13 protein-coding genes and 1 pseudogene are annotated in these 15119 nt (G+C 68.7%); 10 read left to right on the top strand and 4 right to left on the bottom strand.

Annotated features, from left to right (window positions below; translation table 11 throughout):
• Window positions 1-174: 174 nt before the first annotated feature.
• The 4 genes from MKK65_RS04630 to MKK65_RS04615 all read left to right on the top strand — a co-directional run bounded on the left by MKK65_RS04630 (window position 175) and on the right by MKK65_RS04615 (window position 3468).
• Window positions 175-1359, top strand: a complete 1185-nt coding sequence (locus tag MKK65_RS04630; RefSeq protein WP_243955813.1) for an acetyl-CoA C-acetyltransferase — start codon at window positions 175-177, stop codon at window positions 1357-1359.
• Between the two features lie 117 nt (window positions 1360-1476).
• Complete coding sequence (phbB, locus tag MKK65_RS04625; RefSeq protein ID WP_243955811.1) at window positions 1477-2205, top strand: acetoacetyl-CoA reductase; 729 nt, start codon at window positions 1477-1479, stop codon at window positions 2203-2205.
• A gap of 551 nt (window positions 2206-2756) precedes the next feature.
• On the top strand, window positions 2757-3206 hold the full coding sequence (locus MKK65_RS04620; RefSeq protein WP_243955809.1) for a hypothetical protein: 450 nt from the start codon (window positions 2757-2759) through the stop codon (window positions 3204-3206).
• Window positions 3207-3228: 22 nt separating this feature from the next.
• Entirely contained in the window at window positions 3229-3468 is a 240-nt protein-coding gene (locus MKK65_RS04615) for a hypothetical protein (RefSeq protein ID WP_243955807.1), read from the top strand.
• 207 nt (window positions 3469-3675) lie between these two features.
• Here MKK65_RS04615 and MKK65_RS04610 read toward each other — a convergent pair whose 3' ends face one another.
• Window positions 3676-4902 carry a glycerophosphodiester phosphodiesterase family protein gene (locus MKK65_RS04610; protein WP_243955805.1) on the bottom strand — a complete coding sequence of 409 codons (1227 nt, stop codon included), beginning with the start codon at window positions 4900-4902 and terminating at the stop codon, window positions 3676-3678.
• Between the two features lie 96 nt (window positions 4903-4998).
• Here MKK65_RS04610 and MKK65_RS04605 point away from each other — a divergent pair, with 96 nt between their 5' ends.
• Window positions 4999-5913 (top strand): DMT family transporter, encoded by a 915-nt coding sequence (locus MKK65_RS04605; protein WP_243955803.1) that lies wholly within the window; start codon window positions 4999-5001, stop codon window positions 5911-5913.
• Window positions 5914-6102: 189 nt separating this feature from the next.
• Here the strand turns inward: MKK65_RS04605 and mtaB are convergent, their stop codons facing one another.
• Complete coding sequence (mtaB, locus tag MKK65_RS04600; protein WP_243955801.1) at window positions 6103-7329, bottom strand: tRNA (N(6)-L-threonylcarbamoyladenosine(37)-C(2))-methylthiotransferase MtaB; 1227 nt, start codon at window positions 7327-7329, stop codon at window positions 6103-6105.
• Entirely contained in the window at window positions 7329-8216 is an 888-nt protein-coding gene (gene dapF / locus MKK65_RS04595; RefSeq protein ID WP_058193949.1) for a diaminopimelate epimerase, read from the bottom strand. Before dapF ends, mtaB begins: the two co-directional genes overlap by 1 nt.
• A gap of 198 nt (window positions 8217-8414) precedes the next feature.
• Here dapF and MKK65_RS04590 point away from each other — a divergent pair, with 198 nt between their 5' ends.
• The 5 genes and pseudogenes from MKK65_RS04590 to tam all read left to right on the top strand — a co-directional run bounded on the left by MKK65_RS04590 (window position 8415) and on the right by tam (window position 12678).
• Window positions 8415-9158 (top strand): GyrI-like domain-containing protein, encoded by a 744-nt coding sequence (locus MKK65_RS04590; protein WP_058193948.1) that lies wholly within the window; start codon window positions 8415-8417, stop codon window positions 9156-9158.
• 96 nt (window positions 9159-9254) lie between these two features.
• Window positions 9255-10016, top strand: a complete 762-nt coding sequence (nth, locus tag MKK65_RS04585; RefSeq protein WP_058193947.1) for an endonuclease III domain-containing protein — start codon at window positions 9255-9257, stop codon at window positions 10014-10016.
• A 93-nt stretch (window positions 10017-10109) separates the two neighbouring features.
• On the top strand, window positions 10110-11174 hold the full coding sequence (trpS, locus tag MKK65_RS04580; protein ID WP_243955799.1) for a tryptophan--tRNA ligase: 1065 nt from the start codon (window positions 10110-10112) through the stop codon (window positions 11172-11174).
• Window positions 11171-11872: pseudogene (locus MKK65_RS04575) on the top strand (haloacid dehalogenase type II). Before trpS ends, MKK65_RS04575 begins: the two are co-directional and overlap by 4 nt.
• A 23-nt stretch (window positions 11873-11895) precedes the next feature.
• On the top strand, window positions 11896-12678 hold the full coding sequence (tam, locus tag MKK65_RS04570) for a trans-aconitate 2-methyltransferase (RefSeq protein ID WP_243955790.1): 783 nt from the start codon (window positions 11896-11898) through the stop codon (window positions 12676-12678).
• A 284-nt stretch (window positions 12679-12962) separates the two neighbouring features.
• Here tam and MKK65_RS04565 read toward each other — a convergent pair whose 3' ends face one another.
• On the bottom strand, window positions 12963-15038 hold the full coding sequence (locus MKK65_RS04565; protein WP_243955788.1) for a methyl-accepting chemotaxis protein: 2076 nt from the start codon (window positions 15036-15038) through the stop codon (window positions 12963-12965).
• Window positions 15039-15119: the final 81 nt, after the last annotated feature.

Genomic DNA, 15119 nt, shown 5'->3' with positions numbered 1-15119 from the left:
CGGGTGTCGACTGTGCATGGGTCATTTCAGTCTCGCAGTCGCGTCATCGTGGGATTTTCACCGTCGAGGGTCGATCCTTGACTTCGCCGACCCCAGGCCCTTCATCCCATCACCGGCTTTAAGAGCGCGCCCGGACCGAGGAGGCGCGCCGGCTCGTGAGAGGAGAACGTTCACATGGCAGGCAGCGAAGAGATCGTCATCGTCGGGGCCGCACGCACGGCGGTCGGGTCGTTCGGCGGCGCCTTCGGGGCGGTGCCGGCCCACGACCTCGGCGCCACCGCGATCAAGGCCGCCCTTGAGCGCGCCAACGTGTCCCCCGATGACGTGGACGAGGTGATCTTCGGCCAGGTGCTCACCGCCGGCGCCGGCCAGAACCCCGCCCGCCAGGCCGCGATCAAGGCCGGCATCCCCGAGAAGGCCACCGCCTGGGGCCTCAACCAGGTCTGCGGCTCGGGCCTGCGCACGGTGGCCATCGGCATGCAGCAGATCGCCAACGGCGACGCCAAGGTGATCGTGGCCGGCGGCCAGGAATCGATGTCCCTTTCGCCCCACGCCCAGTACCTGCGCGGCGGCCAGAAGATGGGCGACATCAAGCTCGTCGACACGATGATCAAGGACGGGCTCTGGGACGCCTTCAATGGCTACCACATGGGCCAGACCGCCGAGAACGTGGCCCAGGCCTTCCAGCTCACCCGCGAGCAGCAGGACCAGTTCGCCACCCGCTCGCAGAACAAGGCCGAGGCCGCCCGCAAGGAAGGCCGGTTCAAGGACGAGATCGTGCCCGTCACGATCCCCGGCAAGAAGGGCGACACGGTCGTCGACACGGACGAGTACATCCGCGACGGCGCCACCATGGAGGCGATGGCCAAGCTGAAGCCGGCCTTCTCCAAGGAGGGCACGGTCACCGCCGCCAACGCCTCCGGCCTCAACGACGGCGCCGCGGCGCTGGTGCTGATGTCGGCCTCCGAGGCGGAGCGGCGCGGGCTCACGCCGCTGGCCACGATCAAGTCCTGGGCGACGGCGGGCGTCGACCCGAAGGTGATGGGCACCGGACCGATCCCGGCCTCCCGCAAGGCCCTGGAGAAGGCCGGCTGGAAGCCCTCCGACCTCGACCTGATCGAGGCCAACGAGGCCTTCGCGGCTCAGGCGCTGGCGGTGAACAAGGATATGGGCTGGGATGACGCGAAGGTGAACGTCAACGGCGGCGCCATCGCCATCGGCCACCCGATCGGCGCCTCCGGCGCCCGTGTCCTCGTCACCCTGCTGCACGAAATGAAGCGGCGCGATGCCAAGAAGGGCCTCGCCACGCTGTGCATCGGCGGCGGCATGGGCGTCGCGATGTGCGTCGAGCGGCCGTGATCGTTTTGTAACGCCAGGTTCTCCACCAATATAGACTTGAGACGTAACTCAGAAAAAATCGCGTGCGGACGCCATCCGCACGCGGCATCAGGTGATGCGAAACAGGAGGAAACAACAATGGCTCAAGGACGCGTCGCACTCGTCACGGGCGGCACGCGCGGCATCGGCGCCGCGATCTCGAAGGGCTTGCAGGCCAAGGGCTACCGGGTCGCGGCCAATTACGCCGGCAACGATGAGGCGGCCCAGGCCTTCAAGAGCGAGACCGGGATCCCGGTCTTCAAGTTCGACGTCGGCGATTACGAGAGCTGCCAGGCCGGCATCGCGGCGGTCGAGGCCGAGCTCGGCTCGGTCGAGGTGCTGGTCAACAATGCCGGCATCACCCGCGACGGCGCCTTCCACAAGATGGATTTCGCCAAGTGGCAGGCGGTCATCAAGACCAACCTGGACTCGGTGTTCACCTGCACCCGGCCGGTGATCGAGGGCATGCGCAGCCGCGGCTTCGGCCGGATCATCATCATCTCGTCGATCAACGGCCAGAAGGGCCAGGCTGGCCAGACCAATTACTCGGCCGCCAAGGCCGGCGTGATCGGTTTCGCCAAGGCGCTGGCCCAGGAGAGCGCCTCCAAGGGCATCACGGTCAACGTGATCGCACCGGGCTACATCGCCACCGACATGGTGATGGCGGTCCCGGAGGACATCCGGAACAAGATCATCGCCACGATCCCGACCGGCCGCCTCGGCAAGCCGGAAGAGATCGCCCACGCGGTGGAATACCTGGCGAGCGACGAGGCGGGCTTCATCAACGGCTCGACGCTGACCGTGAACGGCGGCCAGCACTTCGTCTGATTTTTTAAGGGTGTGACAGGGTCCGGTTCCCCGCGGGGCGCCCGGCTCACCTCCAACGCCGCGCCGCCCTGCCGGGCCGTGCGGCGTTTTTTGTGACCGGCGCCGGACGCCGCTTCGATCGGGGGCGGGGAGCCTGTTGGACTGGTCTTGACCCAATCCTCCACCTCAGGATGCGGCTGGGGATTGGATGAGACCGGGATTGGTATCTTTGACCGAGGCCGTCGTTCCCCAAGCCGTCATTGCGCGCGCAGCGAAGCAACCCAGGGCAGCGCGCGATCCCAGACCGCTCCCCGAGGCTCGTCAAATCGCTGCACGCCATCCGGCCAATCCAGGGTTTCGGACGGCGAAGACTTCGCAGGCCGGGCAATCCTGACGAATCCTTTTCTCCTCCGCAGATTCATCGGGTCCGCATGTGGATCTGTGCATTGCGGGTGCGGGTGCACGAAATCGCACACGTGTTCCGACACACGAACAATTTGAGCGGACCGGGTTAGCTCCCGTTTCAGCCGGACGTGGTTGTTCGCGCCAGCAGAAACGAAGGCCCCGACACGATGAACACCGCATTCACCACGCGCCGCACCGGTGAAACTCTTTCCGCCGACCGGACCGGCAAGGCGCGTGGCGTCTCGATGCTCGCCAAGCTCGGTCTCGCTGCAGCTTGCACGCTGGGGCTTGCCGCCTGCGTCACCCCGCAGGAGCGGCACGCGATGGATAACGGCCAGTGCTACGAATTCGGGTTCGAGCCCGGCACCGATGCCTTTGCCCAGTGCATGATGGACCTCCACCAGCAGCGCGCGCTGACCCAGGCCAACCGGGATCTCTACTGGCAGTCCCACTTCGCCGAGCAGACCCGCCGCCGCGAGGCCCAGCAGGATCTCTACAAGCAGGTGAGCCTGCAGCGCAGCGGCGACCCGCGCTTTCCCGTCTGCGGCGCCTCGTCCGAAGGCGGCCTGGACCGCCGGACCATGACCTGGTTCGGCCCGAACTGCCGCGCCCGCTGATCCGGCTCGCAAGGAATCCCCGATGTCCGATATCATCACCCGCGGCCCGAAGAATCCGGGCCGGCTCATCTTCGTCACCACCGCCCTGGTCGGCATCGCGACCGGATTCGCAACCGGCGATCTCGGGTTGTTTGCCAAGGCTGTTGTCGGCTGCGGGCTGCTGCTCGGCCTCAGCTACGTGCTGGTCCGGCGGTGGCTTGGTTGGACGCCGCTGACGTTCGACGACCTGTCCGCCGTCGTGCAGCTGCTGTCGCCGCTCTGACCCGGTTCCCTTCGCGGGCCATGCGAAGGGATCCCCGAAAGACCGGCCCAATTCTTCGAAGGCTGGCCGGTCACGCTCCCCATTGTCGTCGCCGAAATCACGCCCCCGAGGCCGCCATGACGCTCGCCCTGATCCTCGCCGCTATCCTCCTGGTCAACTTTCTGATGGCCGGCCTGTTCTCCCTGGTCGCCCTCTGGGCCGACTGAGCTACGGTGCGCCGACGCAATTGGCGTAGAAGGTGGTGGTCGCCGGCCAGTCCGAGAATACGCCGAGCACGCCGACCTGCCCGTGCAGCACATCCAGCAACCGCAGGATGTCGCCATCGCCGGTCACCACCGGCTTGATCGACTGGTAGTAGTATCCGCCGCCCTCTTTCAGCGGTCCCGACCGCTCCAGCGACCAGGCGATCAGGCCGAGCCCGGCTTTCTTCGCCTCCCGGGCATAGGTCGAGGGCTCGATAGTGCCCTCGGGGCCCGGCCGGACCAGCATCCACAGCGGCGGCGCCAGGATCTTCACGCCCTTGGCGGTCAACTCCGCCATGCCGGGCTTCCAGGTCTCGGGCTTCTCCGGGTCGAAGCCCTTGGTGGTCTCGTCCCGGTCGTCGAGATAGATCGCTTGGCGACCGAATTCCGGGTCCTTCTCCAGCCAGTACAAGATATCCCTCAGCTGGAAGCTCTGTGGATAGACGTCGGAGGCCGGAATACCGGCCTGCTTGTACTCGTCGATGAGCTGCTGGGCGTATTGATCCTGGGTGTAGGTCCCCTCGAACGGCATCTGGACCTGGGGCGCCTTCAGTTCGGGGGTGAACTTGCGGCCCATTCCCTTGACCAGGGCGATGTACTCCTTGTGGGACATCAGCGTGCCGGTGGAGGCGTAGAGGTCGGTGCGCCAGTGCGGCGTCGCGTTCATGTAGGCGGCCACATTGGTGGCATCCGGGTTGGCCGCATCCATCTTGCCGTTGAGCGACTTGAATTCGGCCAACGTCAAGTCGCTGGTACAACACTTGGCGGAGGCCTTGCGGCCGGTGGCCGGGTCGGCGGGCTCGAACCCTGTCGTGCATTTCGCCGCGAGGTTCGGACGGGCCAGGATGTCGGTCGTCGTATGCAGGTCGCACTGGCTGTGCCGGCAGACCAATTGGCGATCCTTCGTGAAGGCCACGTCGCATTCGATGATCCCGGCGCCCATCCGACAGGCGGCGAGCACCCCCTCCCGGGTATGCTCCGGGAACATCAGCGGCGCCCCCCGGTGCGAGATCGAAAACGTTCTCGGCGTGTAGGGCCGGTCGATCCCGCAGGCGGCCAGGTGCTCCTTCAGCGGCCCGGGCTTCAATTGGTCGACCAGGTAGAAGGGCCGCGGACCGAGCTGCACGCCCTCGCCGGCCAACGCCGCCCCTCCGGCAAGCAGCAGCCCAAGGACGGCCAGGATCGCGCGCATCGACAGATCTCCCGTTTGAACCGCCCCTAAAGCGCGGCGATGACAGGGTCGTGACCCCTCTCGCCGACTCGACCGCCGGCATGATAGCGGCGATCCATGAGCCGGACAGTTACATCTTCCAGCCGAGCCACCACACGCTCGGCAGCCACCCTGGCGGGGTTCGCCGCGATCCTGCTGTGGTCGCTGCTGGCCTTGTTCACCGCGGCCTCCGGGACGGTGCCACCGTTCCAGCTCGCCGCGATGACGTTCCTAGTCGGCGGCCTGTGCGGCTGCCTCACCTGGATAGCTCGGCCGGCCCGGGCTCGGGCCCTGCTCCAGCCCTGGCCAGTCTGGCTGCTCGGCGTCGGCGGGCTGTTCGGCTATCACGCCCTCTATTTCAGCGCCCTGCGGTTGGCCCCACCGGCCGAGGCGGGGCTGATCAACTATCTCTGGCCGCTGCTGATCGTCCTGTTCTCCGCCCGGCTGCCGGGCTCGGGCGGGCTGCGCGCGGGCCACGTCGCGGGTGCGGCGCTGGGGCTGGCCGGCGTGGCCGCCTTGTTCGCCGGCAGGGGCAACCTTGATTTTGCCGCCGGCGCGCTGCCCGGCTACGCCGCCTCCCTGGCGGCGGCCTTCGTGTGGGCCGGCTACTCGGTGTTGTCGGCTCGGGTCGGTCAGGTGCCGACCGATGCGGTCGCTGGGTTCTGCCTCATCACGGCGGCCCTGAATTTGGCCTGTCACCTGGCCTTCGAGACGACGGTCTGGCCCGCGGATGCCACGCAATGGGGCGCCGTTCTGCTCCTCGGGATCGGGCCGGTGGGCGCCGCGTTCTATCTCTGGGATATCGGCTGCAAGCGCGGCGACGTCCGCCTGCTCGGGGTCACCGCCTATGCGGCGCCGGTTTTGTCGACGCTGATCCTGGTGGCGAGCGGCTATGCCAGCGCAAGCCCGGCGCTCGCGCTGGCCTGCCTGCTCATCGTAGCCGGCGCGCTGACGGCCGTGTGGGCCTCCCGGGCGGAGCCGAAGCCGGTCTGATACGGCTTCCAAACCAAGGCTTTGGTCAGCGGCGCCCCTGCGGCGGCAGAGCCGACCCCAGCTCGTCTCAGGGTGTCGAAGGCGGGACCGTGCGCGGTCTCAGCTGCGTCAATCGAACGGACGTTCTGGCTCGCCCAGTTCGCGCCGCAGGAGAGGGGCTGGAACGGGACGCGTCAGGCGATGGGCGCCTCAAGCCGCGATCAGCCGTGTGCCATCATGCCCCGCGATTGAGACCGCGTGAAACGTCCCTGCCGCGACCTCTCCGGTCAGCCGCACGGGCGTGAAATCCGCGCTCCGGCCGGTGCCGCCGCGCTCGGCCAGAACCGTCAGCCTGCGCCCGACCTGAGCGTCGAGATGCCGGCGCAACGCGTCCGCGCCGGCTTCGCGCAGGCGGGCGGCGCGGTCGCGGATCGCATTGGCCGCCACCGGGGGCATGCGGGCGGCAGGCGTCCCGGGGCGGGGGGAATAGGGGAAGACGTGCAGATGCGTCAGCCCGCACTCGGCCACGAGGTCGAGGGAGCGAGTGAACTGCGCCTCGGTCTCGGTGGGGAAGCCCGCGATGAGGTCCGCGCCGAACACCACGTCCGGGCGCAGGTCGCGAACCGTCTCGCAGAAGCGGATCGCGTCTGCGCGGTTGTGCCGGCGCTTCATCCGCTTGAGGATCAGGTCGTCGCCGGCCTGGAGGGACAGGTGCAGGTGCGGCATCAGCCGCTCCTCCTCGGCGAGCGCCGCGAGCAGCGCGCCGTCCGCCTCCACCGAGTCGATCGAGGAGACGCGCAGGCGCGCCAGCTCCGGCACGCCCCGGAGGATCGCCCGCACCAGGCCCCCAAGGGCGAGTGGCGGTCCGGGCAGGTCGCGGCCATAAGCCGTGAGGTCGACACCCGTGAGGACGACCTCGCGGCCGCCATGGGTCACGATGGTCTCGACCTGCGCGATGACGTCGGCCACCGGCACCGAGCGCGAGGTGCCGCGGCCGAACGGGATGATGCAGAAGGTGCAGCGATGGTCGCAGCCATTCTGCACCGGCACGAAGGCCCGCGTATGGCCGGTGACGGCGTCGATCCGCGTCGGCGCGATGGTTCGGGCCGTCATCACGGCGCCCGGGCCGGTGCCGGAGGGCGACCAGCCCGTGGAACTGAGCTTCTCGGCATTGCCGACGAGGCGCGTCACCTCGGGCATGGCCGCGTAGGCTTCGGTCTCGACTTCGGCGCCACAGCCGGTGACGACGATCTCGGTTCCGGGCCGTTCCCGGGCGATCCGGCGGATCGCCTTGCGGGCCTGCCGGCCGGCTTCCTCGGTCACCGCGCAGGTGTTCACCACCACCCGGTCGCGCCCGTCTGCCGCCGCGTGGACGCGCAGGGCTTCCGACTCAACCGTGTTGAGCCGGCACCCGAAGGTTAGGGTCTCGACGCCCATCAGGCGACGCCGGCAAACAGCTCCGGCGCCAGGGTGCCCTCGGCGACGAGCGCGACCGGGCCGGTCATCAGGACGTGGTCGTCGGCGCGCCATTCCACGAACAACTCGCCCCCGGGGAGGCGGACATTGGCCTGCCGGCCGATCATCCGAAGGCGCGAGGCTGCCACGACGGTGGCGCAGGCAGCCGTGCCACAGGCGAGCGTAAGCCCGGCGCCGCGCTCCCAGACCCGCAACGTGATCGCCTCGCGTTCGGTCACCTGGGCGATGGAGATATTAGCCCGTTCGGGGAAGAGCGGGTGGTTCTCCAGCATCGGCCCGATCCGGGCAAGGTCGAAGGAGGCGGGATCCCGGTCCACGAAGAACACCGCGTGCGGGTTGCCCATGTTCACGACGGCTGGCGAGTGCAGGATCGGATCGTCGATCGGGCCGATCTGCAGTTCGATCCGCCGCGTGTCGGGAAAGGGCTCCGACAAGGGGATCTCGTCCCAGGCGAGCTTTGGACGGCCCATATCCACCGTGAAGGCGCGCTCCGAGATCCGGCGCACGCCAACCCGCCCGGTTGCGGTTTCCAGGACCAGCCTTCCGCCCTCGGCGGGGCGGGCCATGGCGGGGTCGTCGAGCATCGCGTAGGCGACGCAGCGGGTGCCGTTGCCGCAAGCGCCGGATTCCGAGCCGTCGGTGTTGTAGATCCGCATGAACGCGTCGGTGCCCGCGCTCACGGGATCGTGCAGCACCATCAGCTGGTCGAAGCGCGAGCCGGGATCCTGCGCGATCGCCCGGGCCTCCTCGGGCCGGACTTTGGCGGTCGAGCCGCGCAGGTCCAGCACCACAATCGCGTTGCCGGCACCGTGCATCTTCAGGAAGCGTCTATGGGCGAGTGCGCTCATGCGGCCAGAAGCTTTGAGGGGATGAAGCGGCTATATGGCAAACCCGTTCGTCCGACGCGAGGGGGGCCGCCAGCGTGGCAGATGCGCCGCACCCGCGGCTCTCGTGGTGCGCGCCCTCGCAGGCCGACGGGATCGCCATTAGGTTAGCCGGCGGGAGCCCACGCGACGATCCGCCGGGACCCGACCGGAGCGCCACCCGTGATCCGCCTTCGTGCCCTCGTCGCCTTCTCGACCGCGCTGATCCTCGCCGCCGGCGGCCCGCTGGCCGCGCAGCAGCAGCCCGCGCCACCGCCCTCCACCGCGCCGGCGCCCGCTCAGACCAGCCCGCTGCCGACCACCACGGCGCCCAACCCGGTTGCCGACCCGACCAAGAGCGCGGCTCCGGCGCCCCAGCAAGCTATTGCGCCGCCCCCTGCAGGCCAGGCGGCGGTGGGCACGCCCGGGCGTCCGACCCTCATCGAAAAGCCGGGCGAGCCCGGCGACGTCGACGAGGTCACCCTGCCGGCCAAGCCCGCCGCGATCGTCTCGGGCAAGACCAAGTGGGAAGAGGCCATCGTCAACCTGACCCAGGCTTTCACGCGGATCGAGGCGGATCTCGCCAAGCTCGGCATCGCCCCCGCGGGCCGGCCGCTGGCGGTCTTCACCCGCACCGACGATGACGGTTTCGAGTTCGAGGCGATGATCCCGGTGGCCGCCGCCCCGAACCCGGCGCCTACCGAGACAGACGGGCTGCGCTTCGGGACGACCCCCTCCGGCAAGGCCCTTCGCTTCCCCCACCGGGGCTCCTACGAATCGATCGACAGCACCTACGAGACGCTGACGGCCTATCTCGACGCCAAGGACATCGTCGTCCAGGACCGCTTCGTGGAGGAATACGCCACCGACTTGAAGGACGGCACCGACGACAATCTCGACGTGAATATTTTTGCGCTGGTGAAGTAATCACCGGCCAAGCCTGTACCGTTCAGGCCGAGGGGACAGATCGCCGCTGTATTCGGCAACCTGGAACAGTGGTGGCGGCTCGCGGATTCATCGAGCATGCCGACCTCCCTATTTCCAATCACCTCCACGCCGCCATCGCGCCGCCGGACCGCCTCGCTACCGGGCGATCCGGCGGTTGCCGACAAGGCGCTGGCCATCCATGCTCGGCTCTGCCCGGTCTATGGCTGCCCAATCCCGTACTTTCATAGTCTCGATCCGCTGAGCGAGCTGGTCTCGTCGCTGCTCTCGCACCGGACCCGCAACGCCGAGTCCGGCCGGGCCTTCAAGGCTCTGCGCGCCCGCTTCCCAGATTGGGAGGCGGTGATCGACGCGGAGGTGCCGGAGATCGAGGCGGCGATCGCCGGGGTGACCTGGCCGGAACTCAAGGCGCCACGGATCCGCGAGGTTCTGGTCGCCGTGCGGGAACGGTGCGGCAGCCTCGACCTCGCCTTCCTGGGCGACATGGATGTCGCGGCGGCCCGCGCGTGGCTGGAGGCGATCCCCGGGATCGGCCCCAAGACCAGCGCGGCGGTGCTGTCGTTCTCAACCCTGCGGATGCCGGCCCTGCCGGTGGACAGCCACCACCACCGGGTCGCCCAGCGCCTCGGCCTGATTGGGCCCCGGGTCGATGTCGGGCCCTCGCACGCGATCCTGCGGGCGCAGCTTCCCGCCGACTGGAGCGCGCAGGATCTCTACGACAATCACGAGATCCTGATGCTGCATGGCCAGCAGGTCTGCCATCATCGCCGCCCGGCCTGCGGGCGCTGCGTCCTGGTCGATCTCTGCCCGAGCGCAGCCGTCGGTGCGCGGGAGCCGTGACGGCATCCTTGACCGGTCCGGGCCGCGGGTGCGAGTAACCCCGCGCCCGGCAGGCGCGGAGCCCCGGCGTCTTCGTTTTCAGGATCGGCGCCGATGGCCGCGTTCACCGAATTGGTCTTCTCGGGCGTCCAGCCCACCGGCAACCTGCATCTGGGCAATTACCTTGGGGCGGTAAAACGCTTCGTGGAGATGCAGGCACGCGAGGCGCAGTGCCTGTACTGCGTGGTCGACATGCACGCGATCACCGTCTGGCAGGACCCGGAGGCCCTGCGCGGCCAGATCCGCGAAGTCACGGCCGCATTTCTGGCCGCCGGCATCGATCCGAAGCGCTCGATCGTGTTCAACCAGAGCCAGGTGCCTCAGCACGCCGAGCTCGCCTGGGTGTTCAACTGCGTCGCGCGGCTGGGCTGGCTGAACCGCATGACCCAGTTCAAGGAGAAGGCCGGCAAGGACCGGGAGAACGCCTCGATTGGGCTCTACGATTACCCGGTGCTGATGGCGGCCGACATCCTGGCCTACCGCGCCACCCATGTCCCCGTGGGCGAGGACCAGAAGCAGCATCTGGAGCTGACCCGGGACATCGCCCAGAAGTTCAACACCGACTTCTCGAAATCGATCGCGGCCCATGGCCATGGCGATGCGTTCTTCCCGATCACCGAGCCGCTGATCGGTGGCCCGGCGGCGCGGGTCATGTCGCTGCGGGATGGATCGAAGAAGATGTCGAAGTCGGACCCGTCCGACAACGCGCGCATCAACCTCACCGACGAGGCCGACACCATCGCCCAGAAGATCCGGCGGGCGAAGACCGATTCGGAGCCGTTGCCCTCCGAGATCGCGGGGCTCAAGGAGCGACCGGAAGCCGACAACCTCGTCGGGATCTACGCGGCGCTCGCCGGCATCACCCGCGAGGCGGTACTGCGTGATTTCGGCGGGGCGCAATTCTCCACCTTCAAGCCGGCGCTGGCCGATCTCGCGGTGACCAATCTCGCACCGATCGCTGGTGAGATGCGCCGGCTGACCGCCGATCCCGGCCATATCGACGCCGTTCTGGCCGACGGCGCCGGGCGGGCCGAGACGATCGCCGCCCAGACCCTCGACGCGGTGAAGGACATCGTCGGCTTCGTCCGCCGGAGCCCAAACCTTCAGGCGGTGCGGTGACGATCCGGGCGCTCGTCTTCGACGTCTTCGGGACGCTCGTCGACTGGCGCTCCGGGGTCGCCCGGGAGGCCGCGCGCCTGCTCTGCGCCTACGCGCCAGCCCTGGATGCTGGTACCTTCGCGGATGCCTGGCGCGGCCGCTACAATCCCTAGATGGAGATTGTGCGCTCCGGCGCCCGGCCCTTCGTCGATCTCGACACTCTGCAGGCGGAATCCCTGCCCGACGTGCTGGCGCAGTTCGGCATCGCCGGTGTGCCCGAGGATGTGCGGCGGGAGCTGGTCCAGGCCTGGCACCGGCTCGACGCCTGGCCGGACGTGCCGGACGCGATGCGCCGGCTGCGGGAGCGGTACCTCCTGGCGCCGAACTCGAACGGCCATGTCCGGCTGATGGCCGACCTCGCCCGGCGCAACGGCCTGATCTTCGACGCGATCCTGGGCGCCGGCTATTCCCGCGACTACAAGCCGAAGCCCGCGCTCTACCGCGACGCGGTGGCGGCTTTCGGCTTCGCCCCCGCAGAAACCCTGATGGTGGCCGCCCATTCGAACGATCTCGTGGCGGCGGCGAGCCACGGCCTGTCCACCGCTCACATCGCTCGGCCCCACGAGCACGGGCCGGCTGGCGGCGAGACCGCGCCCAGCATCCCGGTGACCTACGCGGCCCGGGACCTGACGGAGCTGGCCGACCAGCTGGGCTGCTGACCACAGAGCAGAAGGGGAGCACGATGACCGATTGGAACCCTGCCCTCTACACCCGCTTCGAGGACGAGCGCACCCGCCCGGCGGCCGAACTCCTGGCGCGCGTGCCGCTCACAGAGCCATGCCTCGCCTACGATCTCGGCTGCGGCCCCGGCAATTCCACGGCCTTGATCGCGGCGCGCTTCCCGGAGGCGGAGGTGATCGGCCTCGACACCTCGCCGGCGATGCTGGAGAGCGCCCGAGCCCGGCTGCCCGGTCTCGCCTTCGCGCTCGCCGACGCCGCGACCTGGGCGCCCGAACGGGCACCGGACCTGATCTACGCCAACGCCGTGTTGCAATGGTTGCCGGACCATCCGGTGCTTCTGCCTCGGCTGTTCGATCTGCTGGCGCCGGGCGGCGTGCTGGCCGTCCAGATGCCGGACAACCTCGCTGAGCCGTCGCACCGCCTGATGCGCGAGACCGCCGCGTCCGGGCCCTGGGCCGAGGCGATCGGCGATCCGGCGTTGGCCGGGCGCCTCGGACGCATGCTCGAACCGGCCCGGTATTACGATTTGCTGGCGCCGCTCGCCGCCGACGTGGATGTCTGGCGCACCGCCTATCACCACCCGATGGCAGATGCCGCCGCCATCGTGGCCTGGGTCAGGGCAACCGGACTGCGTCCATTCCTCGATCTGCTGGACCCGGACCAGACAGGCAGCTTCCTCGCCGCCTATGAGGCTGCGATCGGATCGGGCTACCCGCGCCGCAGCGACGGACGGCGTCTGCTGTCCTTCCCGAGGGTGTTCATCGTCGCGCGCAAGAACGGGTAGGCCCGGGAGCCCGGCTTGATCGGGGCGCGCGCGGGGGCGTGCGGATCTTGGGGCGGGGATTGGTCTCATCCGCGGTGCGGGTGGACAGTCCAGTAAGGGGATCACGCGCGCCCTCTCTACCGAAGAGGGCTACCGCATCCATACATCGGCTTAAGAAGGTCGCGACGCGAGCCCTCTCCTGCACGGAAGAGGGGACACGCGCCTCACCCGGCCACGTGCGACCGGCCGTGGTCCCTATGGGCGCGATGAAAAAGGCAAGAGCGCCGGCGAGAAAGCTTGGCCCCTCAGGCCGCCCGCACAGTGCCGAGGAAGCGGTTCACCTCGGCGTTCAGCTGGTCGGATTGACGCGACAGCTCGGAGGCTGAGGTAAGGACCTGGCTCGCGGCCGCGCCGGTCATCTCGGCGGCGTCGGCGACCCGGGTGATGTTGGTCGTCACCTCGCCCGTTCCCGAGGCGGCCTGCGTGACGTTGCGGACGATCTCCTGGGTTGCAGCGCCCTGCTGCTCGACCGCGGCCGCGATCGTGGCGGCGACGCCGTTGATCTCGTCGATGCGCGCCGAGATCGTGCCGATCGCCGTCACCGCCTCGCCGGTCGAACCCTGGATGCGCGCGATCTGGCCGGCGATTGCTTCCGTCGCCTTGGCAGTCTGATTGGCCAGTTCCTTGACCTCGGCGGCAACGACGGCGAAGCCGCGACCGGCCTCCCCGGCCCGGGCCGCCTCGATCGTGGCGTTGAGCGCCAGCAGGTTCGTCTGGGCCGCGATATTCGTGATCAGCGTCACTACGTCCCCGATCGTCGTCACCGCCGTGCTCAGCTCCTGCACCAACTCCACCGTGTGCGAGGCCTCTGCGGCCGCGGCCTGGGCGAGTTGGGCCGAGCCGTGGACCTGCCGGCCGATCTCCTGGACCGACGTGCCTAGCTCCTCGGCCGCCGAGGCTGCGGCGCCGACATTCGACGCCGCCTCTTCGGCTGCGGCTGCGGCAGTGGTCGACTGCACGGCGGTATCGCTGGCCGTGCCGGATAGGCTCTGGGCCGTGGCCTGAAGCTCGTTCGCGGCGGCCGTGACCGTCTCGACGATGCCGCCCACCGCCCGTTCGAACTCACTCGCCAGCGTCGCCATTGCCTTCTTGCGCTCCGCCTCGGTGGCAGCCTGGGCGGCGGCCTTGTCGAGGGCGTCGGTGTCGGCTTGCCGGCGCAGCCCGTCCCGCAGCTTCAGGACCGCCTGCCCGACGATCCCGACCTCATCCGAGCGCCGGGCCTCGGGCACGCTCGCCTCATAATTACCGCCGGCCATATCGCCGATGGCCGCCCCGAGAGCGCGGATCGGCGTCCCGACCATCCTGTGCAGCACGCCAACCAGGACAGCGCAGCCGATCAGCACGCACAGGAGCGAGATGCCGATGAGCATCGTCCGTGCCTGATCAGCGGCGGCCGTCAGCGTCCGGACAGGCACGGCGGCCACCACCGCCCAACGATCCTGAGTACCGCCGGCCTGTATCGGCTCCGACATGTAGCGCCACAGCGCGCCGTCCGGGCCTGCCGCATCGACCACGACATGGGATCCCGCGGCGATCGCCGCCTTCGCGGCATCGGCTGCGGAGGCATCGACGGTCCGGAGCGGTTTTCCGGCGGCCTCGCCGGTCGGATGCGCGACGCTGATCCCGCTCGCCGAAACCACGGCCAGGTAGCCGGTGCCGAACGGCTTCACTACGTTCAACGCGGCGTTGAGGGAGCCGAGGTCCAGGTCGATGCCGGCCGTGCCCCGATACGTCCCATCAACCGTGATCGGTGCGCCGAACGACATGATCGTCAGCTTTTGGCCGGCTACGGGATATATATAGGGCTCGATGGCGACCGGACGGTTGAGCCGCTTCGGCAGCAGGTAGTAGGCACCATCCGCCTCGGTATCGTATCCGGTGAGCACCTCGCGCTTGATCTCACCCGTGCCGCGATTCCAGTAGGGCAGGAAGCGACCTGTCGCGTCCGATGAAGCCGTGCCGGCAAAGTCCTTGTCGCGACCATCGAGCGCGTCCGGCTCCCAGCCGGTCCAAGTGGCGAGAAGATGGGGATTGGCGCGCAGCAAATCGTGGACAACGGCATCGTAGGCCGCGCGATCCTGGATTCCACTCGCCCGCAGGGCCGCGGTCGCGACCGCGAGGCTTTCTGCCGTCTCGGCCGCCGCGGCCAGTTGCGCGCGAACCTCGCGCGCCTCGTTCGACAGGGTCTCGGACTGGATCTTGGCCGTCTGTTCTTCAAACGCGGCATCGATGCGTTGGGTCAGAAACGCCGTTCCGCCGGCGAAGACGAATGCCAGCGAAAGACTGCCGGCGACCGCGGCTTTCAGTGGAAGCGATGCCATTGACCAACATTTTCTAAGTGCGAACGCGAATCGTTCTATCGCACGAACATAACCTGCCAGTTAATCATCATTTGCGTCTTT

The organism is Methylobacterium sp. J-001 (genome assembly GCF_022829565.1).
In the GTDB taxonomy this organism is placed as follows: Bacteria; Pseudomonadota; Alphaproteobacteria; order Rhizobiales; family Beijerinckiaceae; genus Methylobacterium.
The sequence above is the reverse complement of the archived record's forward strand: the minus strand, read 5'-3'. Positions and strand labels throughout refer to the sequence as shown.

What these genes read in the sequence shown, in the direction of transcription:
- MKK65_RS04620 (WP_243955809.1), top strand. Translation starts at nt 2,757, where the DNA reads ATGAACACCGCATTCACCACGCGCCGCACCGGTGAAACTCTTTCCGCC.
- nth (WP_058193947.1), top strand. Translation starts at nt 9,255, where the DNA reads ATGCCGACCTCCCTATTTCCAATCACCTCCACGCCGCCATCGCGCCGC.
- MKK65_RS04610 (WP_243955805.1), bottom strand. Translation starts at nt 4,902, where the DNA reads ATGCGCGCGATCCTGGCCGTCCTTGGGCTGCTGCTTGCCGGAGGGGCG.
- MKK65_RS04605 (WP_243955803.1), top strand. Translation starts at nt 4,999, where the DNA reads ATGAGCCGGACAGTTACATCTTCCAGCCGAGCCACCACACGCTCGGCA.
- trpS (WP_243955799.1), top strand. Translation starts at nt 10,110, where the DNA reads ATGGCCGCGTTCACCGAATTGGTCTTCTCGGGCGTCCAGCCCACCGGC.
- MKK65_RS04630 (WP_243955813.1), top strand. Translation starts at nt 175, where the DNA reads ATGGCAGGCAGCGAAGAGATCGTCATCGTCGGGGCCGCACGCACGGCG.
- tam (WP_243955790.1), top strand. Translation starts at nt 11,896, where the DNA reads ATGACCGATTGGAACCCTGCCCTCTACACCCGCTTCGAGGACGAGCGC.
- phbB (WP_243955811.1), top strand. Translation starts at nt 1,477, where the DNA reads ATGGCTCAAGGACGCGTCGCACTCGTCACGGGCGGCACGCGCGGCATC.
- mtaB (WP_243955801.1), bottom strand. Translation starts at nt 7,329, where the DNA reads ATGGGCGTCGAGACCCTAACCTTCGGGTGCCGGCTCAACACGGTTGAG.
- dapF (WP_058193949.1), bottom strand. Translation starts at nt 8,216, where the DNA reads ATGAGCGCACTCGCCCATAGACGCTTCCTGAAGATGCACGGTGCCGGC.
- MKK65_RS04565 (WP_243955788.1), bottom strand. Translation starts at nt 15,038, where the DNA reads ATGGCATCGCTTCCACTGAAAGCCGCGGTCGCCGGCAGTCTTTCGCTG.
- MKK65_RS04615 (WP_243955807.1), top strand. Translation starts at nt 3,229, where the DNA reads ATGTCCGATATCATCACCCGCGGCCCGAAGAATCCGGGCCGGCTCATC.